This is a genomic window from Variovorax sp. P4_D9 (assembly GCF_056401695.1).
In genome coordinates, this window is sequence record NZ_JBFUIU010000014.1 from 1 (window position 1) to 14,393 (window position 14,393).

12 protein-coding genes and 2 pseudogenes are annotated in these 14,393 nt (G+C 65.8%); 6 read left to right on the top strand and 8 right to left on the bottom strand.

The genetic code is table 11. From position 1 onward, the window contains the following. Positions 1-483 precede the first annotated feature (483 nt). The 3 genes and pseudogenes from AC1DY5_RS02990 to AC1DY5_RS03000 all read right to left on the bottom strand — a co-directional run bounded on the left by AC1DY5_RS02990 (position 484) and on the right by AC1DY5_RS03000 (position 2,907). Positions 484-1,452 (bottom strand): PDR/VanB family oxidoreductase, encoded by a 969-nt coding sequence (locus tag AC1DY5_RS02990; RefSeq protein ID WP_478108372.1) that lies wholly within the window; start codon positions 1,450-1,452, stop codon positions 484-486. Positions 1,453-1,482: 30 nt separating this feature from the next. Beyond that, positions 1,483-1,875: pseudogene (locus AC1DY5_RS02995) on the bottom strand (cupin domain-containing protein); the annotation flags it as partial. 27 nt (positions 1,876-1,902) lie between these two features. Further along, positions 1,903-2,907, bottom strand: a complete 1,005-nt coding sequence (locus AC1DY5_RS03000) for a tripartite tricarboxylate transporter substrate binding protein (RefSeq protein WP_478108301.1) — start codon at positions 2,905-2,907, stop codon at positions 1,903-1,905. Positions 2,908-2,977: 70 nt separating this feature from the next. On the opposite strand from AC1DY5_RS03000, the gene AC1DY5_RS03005 reads away from it, so the two are divergent. After that, positions 2,978-4,324: a citrate/2-methylcitrate synthase gene (locus tag AC1DY5_RS03005; protein WP_478108303.1), complete on the top strand. Its 1,347-nt coding sequence runs from the start codon at positions 2,978-2,980 to the stop codon at positions 4,322-4,324. A 291-nt stretch (positions 4,325-4,615) separates the two neighbouring features. On the opposite strand, the pseudogene AC1DY5_RS03010 reads toward AC1DY5_RS03005, so the two are convergent. Then, positions 4,616-4,764: pseudogene (locus AC1DY5_RS03010) on the bottom strand (SDR family oxidoreductase); the annotation flags it as partial. Between the two features lie 228 nt (positions 4,765-4,992). Between AC1DY5_RS03010 and AC1DY5_RS03015 the strand changes: the two are divergent. Next, complete coding sequence (locus AC1DY5_RS03015; RefSeq protein ID WP_286520771.1) at positions 4,993-5,157, top strand: FmdB family zinc ribbon protein; 165 nt, start codon at positions 4,993-4,995, stop codon at positions 5,155-5,157. 238 nt (positions 5,158-5,395) lie between these two features. On the opposite strand, the gene AC1DY5_RS03020 is transcribed toward AC1DY5_RS03015, so the two are convergent. The 3 genes from AC1DY5_RS03020 to AC1DY5_RS03030 form a co-directional block, all read right to left on the bottom strand. Beyond that, entirely contained in the window at positions 5,396-6,097 is a 702-nt protein-coding gene (locus AC1DY5_RS03020) for a DUF2889 domain-containing protein (RefSeq protein ID WP_478108306.1), read from the bottom strand. A 38-nt stretch (positions 6,098-6,135) separates the two neighbouring features. Continuing rightward, a complete protein-coding gene (locus AC1DY5_RS03025) occupies positions 6,136-6,612 on the bottom strand; it encodes an enoyl-CoA hydratase/isomerase family protein (RefSeq protein WP_478108308.1) in 477 nt (158 codons plus the stop codon). Between the two features lie 1,196 nt (positions 6,613-7,808). Beyond that, the gene (locus tag AC1DY5_RS03030) at positions 7,809-8,711 is read right to left on the bottom strand and encodes a LysR family transcriptional regulator (protein ID WP_478108311.1); all 903 of its coding nucleotides are present in this window, start codon (positions 8,709-8,711) and stop codon (positions 7,809-7,811) included. A gap of 106 nt (positions 8,712-8,817) precedes the next feature. On the opposite strand from AC1DY5_RS03030, the gene AC1DY5_RS03035 reads away from it, so the two are divergent. Genes AC1DY5_RS03035 through mmsB form a run of 4 tightly spaced genes read left to right on the top strand, consistent with a single transcriptional unit; the run spans position 8,818 to position 13,543 of the window. Then, positions 8,818-10,341, top strand: coding sequence for a CoA-acylating methylmalonate-semialdehyde dehydrogenase (locus AC1DY5_RS03035; protein WP_478108313.1), 1,524 nt, complete (start codon positions 8,818-8,820; stop codon positions 10,339-10,341). Positions 10,342-10,351: 10 nt separating this feature from the next. Then, positions 10,352-11,506 carry an acyl-CoA dehydrogenase family protein gene (locus tag AC1DY5_RS03040; RefSeq protein ID WP_478108315.1) on the top strand — a complete coding sequence of 385 codons (1,155 nt, stop codon included), beginning with the start codon at positions 10,352-10,354 and terminating at the stop codon, positions 11,504-11,506. Continuing rightward, positions 11,503-12,618 carry an enoyl-CoA hydratase/isomerase family protein gene (locus AC1DY5_RS03045; protein WP_478108317.1) on the top strand — a complete coding sequence of 372 codons (1,116 nt, stop codon included), beginning with the start codon at positions 11,503-11,505 and terminating at the stop codon, positions 12,616-12,618. The genes AC1DY5_RS03040 and AC1DY5_RS03045 overlap by 4 nt, the downstream gene beginning before the upstream one ends. Positions 12,619-12,658: 40 nt before the next feature. Continuing rightward, on the top strand, positions 12,659-13,543 hold the full coding sequence (mmsB, locus tag AC1DY5_RS03050; RefSeq protein ID WP_478108319.1) for a 3-hydroxyisobutyrate dehydrogenase: 885 nt from the start codon (positions 12,659-12,661) through the stop codon (positions 13,541-13,543). A 19-nt stretch (positions 13,544-13,562) separates the two neighbouring features. Here the strand turns inward: mmsB and AC1DY5_RS03055 are convergent, their stop codons facing one another. Next, a complete protein-coding gene (locus tag AC1DY5_RS03055; protein WP_478108321.1) occupies positions 13,563-14,273 on the bottom strand; it encodes a hypothetical protein in 711 nt (236 codons plus the stop codon). Positions 14,274-14,393: the final 120 nt, after the last annotated feature.

Below are 14,393 nucleotides of genomic sequence, written 5' to 3' on the forward strand. Positions count from 1 at the left end.
GTTCAGGTCCATGAATGCGTGAAGCCCGCACCCGTGGCGGAGCTCGCCTCGCGATTCGATTGGACCGGGTCGAAGACCTACGGGTTCAACCGGCCGGGGGAAAACCATGGCATCTTCCTCGGAAGCAAGCGCTGGACGCCGACTCAAGCATGACGAAGACGCCAAACGGCGCGTCGTGCGCCGCCGCGAATCCTCCGCCATCGGGAGCTCATCGGCGGTTACTGGGCGACTTCACTTTGGAGCAACTCCAACGTCTGCAATGAGCTCCACGTTGCGGCGAATCTGGTGTTTGGCGGGATCTGGCCTAAATCGAGGGAAGTTATGACATGGTCATGCGGACGGAAAGCGGCGTGGCGCCGCGTGCAACCTGGCGCGCAGTCATGACACAAGGGTCGAAATACCCACAGCACCGCTCAGCCTGACGTGCATTCGCGACTTCAGCTCAGCAGTCGATTGGACGCCCCCCGGGCGGGCGGCCCCGCCTCAGAGATCGAGCACCAACAGGTCCGATTTGCAACCGGAGACGCAAACCATCATCACTTCACCGGCTGCACGTTCTCCCGGCTCGAGCACAGTGTCTCGGTGGTCTGGTTCACCTGCAAGCACCCGGGTTCTGCACGCGCCACACACACCCTGCGTGCAGCTGTGCTCCACCTCGACACCGGCGTCGAGCAGAGTTTGCAGTAGCGGCTTTCCGACTTCGGCGTGCAGTTGCCGTCCGCTGCGGCGCAGTTCCACACGGTAACGGTTACGCGCCTGAGGCGAGGCCGGTGCTGCCCGTCCTGCGAAGCGCTCCACATGCGCCCGCGCGCACCCAAGCTCTCGACAGATGCGCTCGAACGCATCGAGCATCGGTGCAGGGCCACAGGCGTAGAAGTGCGCCGTCGGTGACCGTACCTTCATAAATGCCCGAAGGTCCGGTGCACCGCCGTGCTCGTCATCGATATGCAAACTGACCGGCACACCCATCGCCTCGATCTCGCCGACGAAGGCAGCTTCGCCACGTGAGCGTGCGCAGTAGAGCAACTCCACTGAGCGATCGAGCGCGTGCAGCCGCCGCAGCATGCACAGCAGCGGCGTGATGCCGATGCCGCCTGCGATCAGCACCGAGTGCTCAGCCTGTTCGTTCAAGCGAAAGTTATTGCGCGGCCTAGAGATCTCCAGCACCGTGCCCGCGGTCAACTGCTCGTGCACGTAGCGCGAGCCGCCACGGCTTGCGCGATCTTTCTGCACGCCCACCACGTAGCGGTCGGTCTCACCCGCGGAATTGCATAGGGAGTAGCTGCGTATCATGCCGTTCGGCAAGTGCACGTCGATGTGCGCTCCGGCGTCGAACGCCGGAAATGAGTGACCCGATTCAGGCCGCAGCTCCAGGCTGAGAACACCCTCTGCTTCGGCGCGTTTCGCATGCACGCGGGCTTTCAGGGCGCCAGCGGTGCCCGTCGGCGGCATTGGCACGGGCGCTTTTGCCTCGCTGCGCTGGCGCGGAGGATGGTAGATCACCAGCATCTCCAGCGACTCATCACCGAGCACGCGAAAGGAATGCGGATCGCCGGCGGCGATGGGACTGACGGAACCGGGCCGGACTTCCTTGACTTCGTCGCCCACCCTCACCTCCCCGCGCCCGGAGATGACGTAGAAGACGTGCGCATGCGGCTCGATGTGCGTGGGCGAGGAGCCGCCTGGTCCCACCCTGGTGAGCTCGATGCTGTAGGCATTGTTCGAGAATACGTTGTCCACCACCTGCTTGTAGCCGGCCTTCTGAATGAAGAGGCCGGTCAGCTGCGTCCACGGGATCTCGTCGACATGCCAGGTGACATCGTGCTGCCCCGCGTTGCGGGCCTGGGCTGCGAGCTCGTTCGAGACTTCATTCATGATCGGGTCCTCGTGTAAAGATATGAATCACTGGTCAGCGCGAATGCCTTTGACCGCGGCCACCTGCTTCCAGCGCTCGCCTTCGGCATGGATGAACTGCGCGAAGTTCTCCGGCGATCCGCTCTGGACCTGAAAGCCTTCCTCGCTCAGGCGGGCTTTGAGCTCGGGCAAAGAAAGAACTCGGGCGGCATCCATATGGATGCGCGACACGATCTCTGGCGGCGTGCCGGCAGGTGCCAGCAAGCCGAACCACGCCCGCAGCTCGAAGCCGGGCAATCCGGATTCATCAATCGTCGAAACGCCTGGCGCCAGAGGCGAGCGCTGCCTGCCCGTGACGGCGATCGCCTTCAGCTTTCCCGACCGGACATAAGCTGCGCCCGAGGAGAGCGACACGAACATCATCGAGACGTGGCCGCCCATCACATCCGAGACTGCCGGCATCACGCCCTTGTAGGGCACATGGACCAGATCGACTTGCGCCATGCGTTTGAAAAGCTCCATGCCCATGTGATGCTGACTTCCCTTGCCGGCCGAGCCGTAGGTGAAAGGCGGACGCTGGCTCCCTGCCAGTGCGATCAACTCCCGCGTGCTGCGGGCCGGAAACCCAGGGGCAGTGACGAGCATGAAGTCCACGCTCGCCAGCAGGCTCACTGGCACGAAGTCTTTCTCGGGATTGAAAGGCAGGCGCTCATACAAAAGTGGATTGATGGCCAATGGCCCGTCAGTGCCCATCAGGAGCGTATAGCCATCAGGCGCTGCCTTTGCCACGCCGGCGGCGGCGATGTTGCCGCCGGCCCCGGGACGGTTCTCGATCACCACCGGCCGGCCCCACGTTTCGGCGAGCTTCTGTCCCAGCGATCTGGCCAGCAAGTCCGGGCTGCCACCAGGCGTGAAGGGAACGACGATGGTCACCGGCTTCGACGGATAGAAGGCAGGCGCTGTATCTGCGGCATACGCAAAAGTGCACAGCCATGCCCCTAGGAGCAGCCCCAGTCCGCTGCACAAGCGCATTAGCCCAATCGATGCATTCATGTCCCACTCCGATGGTTGCTGGAAAGGCCCAGTGCGATGAATCTACAATTCACGTTGACATTGAGCAATATTGATTATTGAGATCAACATGAAAGAAGGCGAAGGTGACTTCCTGAGTTCCGAAGAGGTCCTTGCACGCCTCGATGTCAAACCAGCCACCCTCTATGCCTACGTGAGCCGCGGGCTGGTGCGCAGAGTTCGCAACCCGAAGACGGGACGCAGCGTGTATGCGCGCGCGGACATCGAGCGCCTTGGCGCGCGTCGGCGGGGGGCACCCAGCCGCATCAGCGCTGCGGCCACTTCGATGCGCTGGGGCGACCCGATCATCAGCACCAGCATCACATGTATTGGCGAGCAAGGACCTATCTACCGTCACAGGCCGGCACCGGAGTTGGCGCGCTCGGGTGCCCTTTTCGAAGCGACCGTGCACTTGTTGCTGACCGGCATCTGGCAACCCGATACGGCGCCGTGGCCGGCCATCCAGACGCCGCCGGACGTGCGAGCCCAACTGCGCCGCACCAGCACCCTTACCAGCAGCTCGGATGTCGGCAAGGTGCTTGCCGGCGCAGTGCTTGCACTGGGCATGGGTGGAAGGGGCGCGGAGGAGCTCGGTGGAGCCGGCACAGCGCTCTCGGCGCGCTTGATCCTGCAAACCATGGCAGGGAGCCTGGGCCTGCTCGGGCCTTCGCGAAGCTTCTTAGAGCGACGCGCAGGAGAATCGCTGTCGCAATTGGTATTGCGCGCCACGGGCATCGCACGCACGCCGGAGCGCTTGGCCGTGGTCGACAGTGTGCTCATCATGCTGGCGGACCACGAACTGGCCGCAGCCACATTTGCGGCTCGGGTGGCCGCCTCGACCGATAGCGATCTCTTCAACTGCGTGGCCGCGGCGATCTGCGCCCACTCGGGCTTTTCTGCCGGCGCTGCGACGGACCATATCGACGAGAAGCTTTATAAGCCGCTCGCTCCCGGAAAAGTGGCGGCACTGCTGACCCTGCTGCGGGAACGCGGCGCCACCACGTTCGGCTTCAATCATCCGCTTTACCCCGCCGGTGACCCGCGCGCCGACTACATCCTGGAACTGGTTGCAACGCTGCAGCCGGCGGATGCCAAGGTGCGTCGCTTTCTCGCCTTCATCGACGAAGCCCGCGTCGAGGCGCGCGCGCATCCTGGCATCGCTGCCGCGCTGACGGCGCTGGTCCACGCGCTCGGCATGCCGCCGTACAGCGCCGCAGCCCTTTGGATTCTGAGTCGAACGGCTGGCTGGATGGCGCATGCCTTGGAGCAACGTACGCAGGCCTTCATGCTGCGGCCGCGTGCGAAGTACACAAGCTCCATGTCGATGGGCACGGCTGGGCCACGGCGACCGGACGTACCCAGGGGCACGCATATCTCCCCTGAAGAACCAAGCTCTTGACGTGCACGCGTCCCCATGGGCATTGACGCCGCTCCCACGGCCCTAGCCATGGCCGATGCGTGTGATCGCCAGGGCGTGAGCATGGCTCCGCTGCGCTTGCGAGCAGATTCCGGGCCGCGCTCGAAACCACATACAGGATCCAGGAACGAACGTGTCCGGATCGCCCTGCGAGCAATGCACCCGTGCCTCCACGAAATCCGGTTCTGTGCTCATGGTTTGGAGCACCTGCATGAGGCCGCTCTCGGGCTCCTCTCGATGCTCGTACTTGGCCGGCAGATGGATGACGAAGGGCGTCGCCGCGCCCATGCCGAGCCTGCCGTACAGCGACGCACGGGTCGGCGCGGGGCTCACCGCGTTGACGCGCACGCCACTCGGCGGCAGTTCGGCAGGCAAGTCTTGGTCAGTGAGATTACCGCCGCCTTGCTGGCCGCGTAGACCGATCTCTGCTCCGCGAATGTCTGCTCAGGAGCAACTGCAAGGTCCGCAGTGGGCCCCCTGGCGCCGGCGCGGAGGTGGCAGGGTGCGGCCGGGCCATTGGCTGACCTTCCACCACGCTCTCGAAAAAGGGTTTCCAAGGCGGCGCCATCGTCGTAGGATGTGACGCTAGGAGCGGGCGCTTGCCTCATAGGTCGGACCTGCGCATCCCGATCCTGCGGTGGAGAAATGCCATGCCTACGTACCAGTATCGTTGTGCAAAGTGCGGCGAGGTTTTCGAGCACATTGAACACGTCGCTGAGCATGAGACTGCTCGCTTGCGTTGCCCTAAGTGCGCCAGTGAGGCCGTTCAGCACCAGCCGACGCAGTTCTTCGCGAAGACCTCCAAGAAGAGTTAGGCCATCCACACGCAAACCGCCGGTGATTTGGCTTCTCCCCAGGTATTCGGGGCCGCTGTCGAACTTCCGCTTGATGCACGGCAGGTCTCGAAGGTCGGCGGCGACTTGCTGGCACACCGATAGGAGCCTACTTGAGGCCAGTTGCTATCGCCCAGCATCGGCCGCGTACTACAGCGCGCTTGCGGCCAGCAGCGGACCTTCGTCTCCGCCGTCCAGTTCGTGGACATCCCGGGCTTGGCTACCGCCCGCCGGTTACAGTCGGCCGCAAGCTGCCGTCGGCGCGCGGAAAGAGCCCTCGGCATCCTGCTGGTTGCGCGGCGCCGCCAGGGCGCGTCCCATCGGTATGGCCTGGAAGGCGGTCGTCGCAATCGGCAGCAGAAGTTCGGTGAGATGCGTGCAGCCGCGGGTACGGCCGAACATCTTCTTGATCTGTTGCGAGAAGCCGGGGGCGATGCGCAGGCCGACCAGTTGCTGGTGGCAGGGCATCGCCACGGCATTCGCTGGTGGGTGCCTCGCTCATCACCAGCGCCACTGCGCGTATCGTGAACTCGTCGTCCAGGGTTAGGCACAGCGTCATGCCGTGATAGCTCTGGCCCGCCTCGATTGTGCTGCCTTCGGCCAGTACGACAGGGAAGGTCTTGACGTCGGCCATCCGACCCTCGATGTCCCAAAGGCCATCGGGGCGCAGATAACCTTTGCAGATGACCTTGCGCTCGTGGATCAGGCGTCGATCTCCTATTGCCTTGACATCGCTCATAGCCGCGGCCTCACGAATCATGTCGGCGGCTCCGATCGTCACCGTCGCCGCCGTCGTGCTGAAGCGGATCAGGGGCGGCATGACGGAGGCGTTAGCGACCCGCAAGCCTGCGACGCCATGCACCCGCAGGCGGCTGTCCACGTCCGCCAGCGCGTCATCGCCCATCACGACGTAGTCGAACATCAATCTCTCTTGTCCCGAACCCGAGACGGCGGCCGCGCTCAGTGAAACTTGGAAAGGGCGGGGCGGCGTTTTTCCAGAAAGGCCGTCGTGGCCTCCTGGACCTCGGGGCAGGCTGTCGCTGCGGCAAAGGCCTCGCCCTCGGTGACGATGGCCGTCATCAAGTCGACATGCTGGGCCTCACGCAGCCGGCGCTTACTCGCCTGCACCGAACGTGGCGCCAGCGCGGCCAACTGCGCCGCCCATTGACACGCCAGCGCGAGTTCCTCGCCGGGCGACACGAGTTCGTTGATCAGGCCGGCACGCTTGGCGGTCTCGGCATCAAAGACCTTGCCGATCAGCAGCAGCTCGTTGGCCAGCTTCGAGCCGGCCGCGCGCGGCAGAAGCCAGCTCGACACCAGCTCCGGCACGGCCCCCAGGCCGGTGAAGGGCAGACGATATTGAGTGTCGGCCGCGGCCACCACCAGATCGCAATGCAGTAGCAGCGTCGCCCCTCCGCCAATGGCCTTGCCATGCACGCCGCGAGCAGCGGCTTGTCGAACGTTGTCAGGCGCGCGATCAGCCGCGCCTGCGGCGAGCCGGCAAAACCCTGGTTCAGGGCGCTGTTGCGCATGCCCACGAAATTCGCGCCGGCGCAGAACATCGGACCGGACGCCGACAGAAGGACCACGCGAACCGACGCGTCCCCATCCGCCCGACCCGGCTTGCTTCGAGCGCGGTGAGCCAGGCAGCGTCCATGCTGTTGGGCCCGTCATCGGAGCGCAGCAGCAGGTGCAGGATACCGCCGCACAGCGTGGATTCAAAGTTTGCTGCCATGACTTGGTACTCAGCGCCGCGTCGCCGTGGCAAGGTCTTGAGGCGCAGCTACAGTATGACGCTCATCGACGGACTCCTCGGGAAAAGACCCAGTCTAGAAATTCCGGGCGGCCTGCGCCGGTCTCCGCGGCCGATTCGCTGATCCGCCGCGCTGCAATCGCGGCCCGATGTCAAACGGGCGAGCGACCGCTTTCGAGCGAGTAATTGCGTTCCACGAATAGCTGCTTCGGGCCCACAACGGCTGTACGAGGCTCGCAGCTGAAAGTTGTTGCTGCGTTCGCCAACTCAACCCGCTGCGACGCAAGCCGCAATTCACCCGCAGAGGTTCTGCGGCTTCGTCGTTCATGTTTCCATGCTTTTTTTGGGGGCTCTAACGGGGAGCCGCGAGGCTCGCCGGTTCGCGCAAGCGGGTGGTAGACCAACCTGTTCGAGTCGCCGCCTCCGATTGGTCTCGGCAGTGGTGGTTTCTGTCGTCCGAACCCGCTGGAGGCCATTCATGGCTAAGTCTTCTCGCACGCCCGAGTCACGGTCACGCAAGCTCTCGTCATCCGCCTTGCGAATCGCCGACGAGTTCTGCAACCTCAAGGAAGTGCATCGCGCCTTCGCTTGGCTCCAAGGTCTGCTTGTGGGACTGTGGGTGGTCGACATTTCCGGCTCCTTTGCTACGAGGTTGAGGAAATCCCGTTTTAGCTAAACGGGTCACGCTCGAGTAGTCCCACATAGCATCTCTCGCCGATCCATCAAACCACTGGGCACGAAGAATTCAGCATCGAGCCCAGCGACTTGCGCGCCTTGGTCACCGTGATCAACGCCGAACTGGAACGCCGCACCGGGCCTGTCGAGACCGCGATCCGCGCGCTTGGCAAGGCCCTCAAGGCGCAAACACTCTAAGGCGCCCTCAGCCCGTCGCCCCCTGCGGCATCAACACCTCCCGCTGCGCCACCACCGTCTCGCGCAGGAAATCCCACACCGCCTTCATGCGCGCCAGGTGCCGCGTCTCCGCCGGCACCGACATCCAGAAGGTGCGCGTGAAGTTGGCCTCGTCCGGCAGCACGCGCCGCAATGACTTGTCGCGCTCGGCGATGAAGGCCGGCAGCACCGCGATGCCGGCGCCGGCCGCCGTCGCCTGATGCTGCGCCAGGATGCTGGTGCTGCGCAGCGCAAACGAATCGGGCTTGTAGAGCTCGTCCAGATACTGCAGTTCCTTGCTGAACAACAGGTCGTCGACATAGCTGATGAAGGTGTGGCCGCGCAGGTCCTCGCGGCTGCGGATCGCATCGTGCCTGGCAAGGTACTGCTTCGACGCATAGAGGCGCAGCACGTAGTCGCTGAGCTTGGTCACCACCACCGGGCCGCGCGCCGGCCGTTCGAGCGAGATCACGATGTCGGCCTCGCGCCGCGACAGATGCACCAGCCGCGGCATCGCGAGCAGGTCGATCACAAGCTTCGGATGCTGCTGCGCGAACAACGCTAGCTGTGGCGCCAGAACCACCGTGCCGAACCCTTCGGTGGCGCCGATCCGCACCAGGCCCGACAAGCCCTCCTGCGAGGCTGGCGCCGAGCGCTCGACCGTGCGGAAGGCTGCCTCCATCGCCTCGACCTGCGGCTGCAGCCGGCGGCCGGCCTCGGTCAGCCGATGGCCGTCGGCCTCGCGCGAGAAAAGGGCGCCGCCGACCTGCTTCTCCAATGCCTGGATGCGCCGGGCCACCGTCGTGTGGTCGACCGCCAGCCGCCGCGCGGCGCCGACCAGCGTGCCGGTGCGCGCAAGCTCAAGAAAAAAGCGCAGGTTGTCCCAATCCATGATCTGCAATTATGCAGATCGGAAGTGCATATTTGTCTATTGCTATTGCAAAAGTGCAAAGCTAGCATCTGCTGTTGAAGACCCCATTCCAAGGAGACAAGTTCACATGGACGCCACCACAACCACACCCGCGACCCAGGTCGCAACCGTCAAGCTGCTGATCGGCGGCAAGTTCGTCGAGTCGAAGACCACCGAGTGGCGCGACATCGTCAATCCGGCCACGCAGGAGGTGCTTGCCAAGGTGCCGTTCGCGACGCCGGCCGAGGTCGACGCCGCGGTCGACTCCGCCAAGGAGGCCTTCAAGACCTGGCGCAAGACGCCGATCGGCGCGCGCGCCCGCATCTTCCTCAAGTACCAGCAGTTGATCCGCGAGAACATGGYCGAACTGGCCGCGATCCTCACGGCCGAACAGGGCAAGACCCTGCCCGACGCCGAAGGCGACGTGTTCCGCGGCCTCGAGGTGGTCGAGCATGCGTCGGCCATCGGCAATTTGCAGCTGGGCGAGATGGCCAACAACGTCGCCAATGGCGTCGACACCTACACGCTGCTGCAGCCGCTCGGCGTCTGCGCCGGCATCACGCCCTTCAACTTCCCCGCGATGATCCCGCTGTGGATGTTCCCGATGGCGATCGTCACCGGCAACACCTTCGTGCTCAAGCCCTCCGAGCAGGACCCGATGGTCACGATGCGCCTGTGCGAACTGGCACTCGAAGCCGGCATCCCGGCCGGCGTGCTCAACGTCGTGCATGGCGGCGAGCAGGTGGTCAACGCGATCTGCGATCACAAAGACATCAAGGCGATCTCCTTCGTCGGCTCGACCAAGGTGGGTACCCATGTCTACAACCGCGCCACGCTGGCCGGCAAGCGGGTGCAATGCATGATGGGCGCGAAGAACCACGCGATCGTGATGCCCGACGCCAACAAGGAGCAAACGCTCAACGCACTGGCCGGCGCCAGCTTCGGCGCGGCGGGCCAGCGCTGCATGGCGGTGTCGGTCGCGGTGCTGGTCGGCGAGGCCCAGAAGTGGGTGCCCGAACTGGTCGAGAAGGCCAAGACGCTGAAGATCGGCGCCGGCACCGAGAAGGGCGTCGACGTCGGCCCGCTGGTGTCGTGCGCGGCCTACGACCGCGTCACCGGCCTGATCGAACGCGGCGTGGCCGACGGCGCGACCCTGGCGCTTGACGGCCGCAAGCCCACGGTGCCCGGCTACGAGAAGGGCAACTTCGTCGGCCCGACGGTGTTCGCCGACGTCAAGCCCGGCATGACGATCTACGACCAGGAAATCTTCGGCCCGGTGCTGTGCCTGGCCAACGCCGACAGCATCGACGAGGCGATCGAGATGATCAACGCCAACCCGAACGGCAACGGCACCGCGATCTTCACGCAATCGGGCGCCGCGGCGCGCCGCTTCCAGGAAGACATCGATGTCGGCCAGGTCGGCATCAACGTGCCGATCCCGGTGCCGGTGCCGATGTTCTCGTTCACGGGTTCGCGCGCTTCCAAGCTCGGCGACCTGGGGCCGTACGGCAAGCAGGTGATCCTGTTCTACACGCAGACCAAGACGGTCACGTCGCGCTGGTTCGACGACAGCACCGCGCACGGTCTCAACACCACGATCAGCCTCAAGTAAGCTCGTCCGCATGGACTTCGAGCTGACCGAGGAGCAGCGCGCCTTCGCCCAGACGGCGCGCGACTTTGCACTGAACGAGTTCTCGCCGCACGCGGCGCGTTGGGATGCCGAGGCCTTCTTCCCGAAGGACGCCATCGCCAAGGCCGGCGAACTCGGATTCTGCGGGCTCTATGCGCCCGAGAGCATCGACGGCCTGGCCTTGCCGCGCCTCGATGCGACGCTGGTGTTCGAGGAGATGGCCGCGGTCGATCCGTCGACCACGGCCTTCATCACGATCCACAACATGGCGACCTGGATGCTCGGCACCTGGGGCGGCCCGGCCGTGCGCGAGCGATGGGGCGCGGACCTGACCAGCGGGCGCAAGCTGGCCTCGTACTGTCTTACCGAGCCGGGTGCCGGGTCGGATGCCGCATCGCTCAAGACGCGGGCCGAACTGCAGGGCGGCGAGTACATCATCAATGGGGGCAAGGCCTTCATCTCGGGTGCCGGCTCGACCGACGTGCTGGTACTGATGGCGCGCACCGGCGGCGGCGGCGCGGGCGGCATCTCGGCGTTCGCGCTGCCTGCCGACGCGCCCGGCATCAGCTATGGCAAGAAGGAGCACAAGATGGGCTGGAACAGCCAGCCCACGCGCACCATCGACTTCGACAACGTGCAGGTGCCGGCCGAAAACCTGCTGGGCAGCGAAGGCGAGGGCTTCCGCATCGCGATGAAGGGGCTCGACGGCGGGCGCATCAACATCGCGACCTGCTCGGTCGGTGCGGCGCAGGGCGCGCTTGACGCGGCCCGGCGCTACCTGCACGAGCGGCAGCAGTTCGGCAAGCCGCTCGCGAGCTTCCAGGCGCTGCAGTTCAAGCTGGCCGACATGGCGACCGAGCTGGTGGCGGCGCGGCAGATGGTGCGGCTGGCTGCGAGCAAGCTCGACGCCGGCCATGCCGATGCGAGCACCTATTGCGCGATGGCCAAGCGCTTCGCGACCGATGCCGGCTTCAACGTCTGCAACGACGCGCTGCAACTGCACGGCGGCTACGGCTACCTCAGCGAATTCCCGCTCGAACGGCTGGTGCGCGACGCGCGCGTGCACCAGATCCTCGAAGGCACCAATGAAATCATGCGCGTGATCGTCGCGCGCAAACTTCTCGAAGGCGATTGCGATATCCGATGACTGACCCCGTCGTTCTCTTCAACGAAATCACGGCCGCCAACGGCAAGCGCTTCGGCGTCGCCACGCTCAATGCACTGGCCTCGCTCAATTCGCTATCGGTCGCCATGGTGCGCCTGTTGACGCCAAAGCTGCGCGAATGGGCAGAGGACTCGAGCATCGTCGGCGTGCTGCTCGATGCCGCGGGCGAGAAGTCCTTCTGCGCTGGCGGCGACCTGCGCCAGCTCTACCAGACGCTGCGCGACTGCGGACCCGCACGCAACGAATACGCCGAGCACTTCTTCGGCGAAGAGTACGAACTCGACTACTTGATCCACACCTTTCCGAAGCCCTTCCTATGCTGGGCCCACGGCATCGTGATGGGCGGCGGCGTCGGGCTCATGTCCGGTGCCTCGCACCGCGTGGTGACGGCGCAGAGCCGCGTCGCGATGCCCGAGATCAGCATCGGCTTGTACCCTGACGTCGGCGGCAGCTGGTTCCTGCGACGCATGCCGGGGAGGGTCGGCCTTTTCCTCGCGCTGACGGCGGCGCCGCTGAATGCGTCGGACGCGATCTTCTGCGGCCTGGCCGACCTGCTGGTGCCGCACGAGAACAAGGCGCAGGTGCTGCAGGCGATCGCGTCGGCACCGTGGCAGTCCGAGTTGCAGGCCGACCGCGCCACGCTGTCGCGCCTGCTGGCGCAAGCCGGCGAGGGCGCCGAGCTGCCGCCCTCGAAGCTGCGCGAGCACTTCGACACGATCAATGCGCTGATGGCCGGCGACGACCTGCTCGACATCGCGAAACGGCTGCGCAACCTGCAGAGCGAAGACCCCTGGCTTCAGACCGCCGCCAAGACCTTCGCCAAGGGCGCGCCGAGTTCGGCCGCACTGAGCTTCGCGCTCTGGCAGCGCGTGCATCGCATGTCGCTGGCCGAGGTGTTCAGGCTCGAGTACTGGGCTTCGCTGGGCTTCTGCGCTCACAAGGACTTCGCCGAGGGCATCCGCGCGCTGCTGATCGACAAGGACCGCAATCCGAAGTGGAGCCCGGCCACTCTCGAAGAGATCACGCCGCCCTTCATCGAAGACCATCTGCGGGCCCGCGGCGAGATGGCGCCCGAACTGGTGTCGCTCACCTGAGGACGCTGCACGAATTCACCCAAGAACGGAGACACACGACATGAAGATCGCTTTCATCGGCCTCGGCAACATGGGCGGCCCGATGGCCCTCAACCTGCAGAAGTCCGGCCATGCGCTGAGCGCGTTCGACCTCTCGGCCGAGGCCTGCAAGAAGTTCGCCGCCGAAGGCTTGACCATTGCCGAATCCGCCGCTGCGGCGGTGGCGGGCGCGGAAGTCGTGATTAGCATGCTGCCGGCCAGCGCGCATGTCGAAGGCCTCTACTTCGGCAGCGAAGGCCTGCTCGAGAAGATCGCCGCCGGCGCGCTGGTGATCGACAGCAGCACCATCGCGGCCGCGACCTCGCGCAAGCTCGCCGAGACCGGCGCACAGCGCGGCGTGGCGGTGATCGACGCGCCGGTGTCCGGCGGCACCGGCGGCGCGATCGCGGGCACGCTGACCTTCATGGTCGGCGGCTCCGAGGCCGACCTCGAACGCGCGCGGCCGGTGCTCGAGAAGATGGGGACGAACATCTTCTACGCCGGCGCGGCCGGAGCCGGCCAGACCGCCAAGATCTGCAACAACATGCTGCTCGGCATCCTGATGATCGGCACCTCCGAGGCGATCGCGCTCGGCGTCGCCAACGGGCTCGACCCGAAGGTGCTGTCGGAGATCATGCGGCGCAGTTCGGGTGGCAACTGGGCGCTTGAGAAGTACAACCCGCTGCCGGGCGTGATGGAGAACGCACCGGCTTCCAAGGGCTATGCGGGCGGCTTCGGCACCGACCTGATGCTCAAGGACCTAGGCCTGGCGCAAGAGAACGCGGCGGCGGTGCGGGCCTCGACGCCGCTCGGCGGACTGGCGCGCAACCTGTATGCCGCGCACAGCCTCGGCGGCCATGGGGCGCTCGACTTCTCGAGCGTGATCAAGCTGGTGCAGAAGCGCTGAGCCCGCGCAGGCCGGGCGCTCAGGTTCCCAAGGTGGGATTGCGCCGGGCCTCGTCGCGCCGGCGGTCCTCACGCACCGCGTCGCAGCGTGGATGGCGGGCGTAGGCGGACTGGTCGCAATGCGCGGCTTCGCAATGCGCCGCGGCGAAGAAATTGAGATGCTGGCAGCCCTGGCGCGGGTCGAGGGCGGCGTTGCGCGGCGGCACCGCGTGCGTGGGTGCCTGCCGGCGCTGGATCGGGGCCGCCGGGGCCGGAGTCGGCGCCGGAGCCTGTGCGGCGCCATTGGACGACGCTGCGCGCGGATCGGCCGCCACCTCGGCTTCGCCGGCGCCCAGCGATGAACCGAGCGGGAGCGGCTTCGAAGGCCTGGGCGGTTCCGAGGGCGTTTGCGGCGGCGTGACGGCAACCGGTGCTGCGCTGGGAACGGGAACGGGAACGGGGGCCGGCGCGGGCACCTTCCGGGTCACATAGCCGAACCAGCCGCCGAAGCCGAGCGCGACCGCCAGCATGAGTGCGCCCAGTCCGAGCCAGAATTCGCGTGGCGCGTTCTGGGCCGCGATGCCGGGCCGCTCGCTCGCGGGCATCGCGCCTGCGGTCGAGCGCTTCGATCGCAGGCCGTCAAGCAGCGAGGGCCCGGTGGCCGCGAAACTGGGCAACTTGCGCGCGCACCCATGACAGAACTTCGCGGCATCGCGGTTTTCGGTCTGGCAGACGGGGCAGATCACCGGCATCGGGGCTCCTCGGGCATCAGAGTGCAACCTGGTACTTTCCATCCTGGACATCGCGATGTCTGCCAGTCGCCACCTACTTCGAGCGGCCGTAGACTGGCACGTCCGTGCCCCGCATCCTCA

Excerpts from the sequence above, each read along its gene's own strand:
- AC1DY5_RS03045 (WP_478108317.1), top strand. The coding sequence starts at position 11,503 with ATGACTGACCCCGTCGTTCTCTTCAACGAAATCACGGCCGCCAACGGC.
- AC1DY5_RS03020 (WP_478108306.1), bottom strand. The coding sequence starts at position 6,097 with ATGTTCGACTACGTCGTGATGGGCGATGACGCGCTGGCGGACGTGGAC.
- AC1DY5_RS03030 (WP_478108311.1), bottom strand. The coding sequence starts at position 8,711 with ATGGATTGGGACAACCTGCGCTTTTTTCTTGAGCTTGCGCGCACCGGC.
- AC1DY5_RS03040 (WP_478108315.1), top strand. The coding sequence starts at position 10,352 with ATGGACTTCGAGCTGACCGAGGAGCAGCGCGCCTTCGCCCAGACGGCG.
- mmsB (WP_478108319.1), top strand. The coding sequence starts at position 12,659 with ATGAAGATCGCTTTCATCGGCCTCGGCAACATGGGCGGCCCGATGGCC.
- AC1DY5_RS03000 (WP_478108301.1), bottom strand. The coding sequence starts at position 2,907 with ATGAATGCATCGATTGGGCTAATGCGCTTGTGCAGCGGACTGGGGCTG.
- AC1DY5_RS03015 (WP_286520771.1), top strand. The coding sequence starts at position 4,993 with ATGCCTACGTACCAGTATCGTTGTGCAAAGTGCGGCGAGGTTTTCGAG.
- AC1DY5_RS02990 (WP_478108372.1), bottom strand. The coding sequence starts at position 1,452 with ATGCCGCCGACGGGCACCGCTGGCGCCCTGAAAGCCCGCGTGCATGCG.
- AC1DY5_RS03055 (WP_478108321.1), bottom strand. The coding sequence starts at position 14,273 with ATGCCGGTGATCTGCCCCGTCTGCCAGACCGAAAACCGCGATGCCGCG.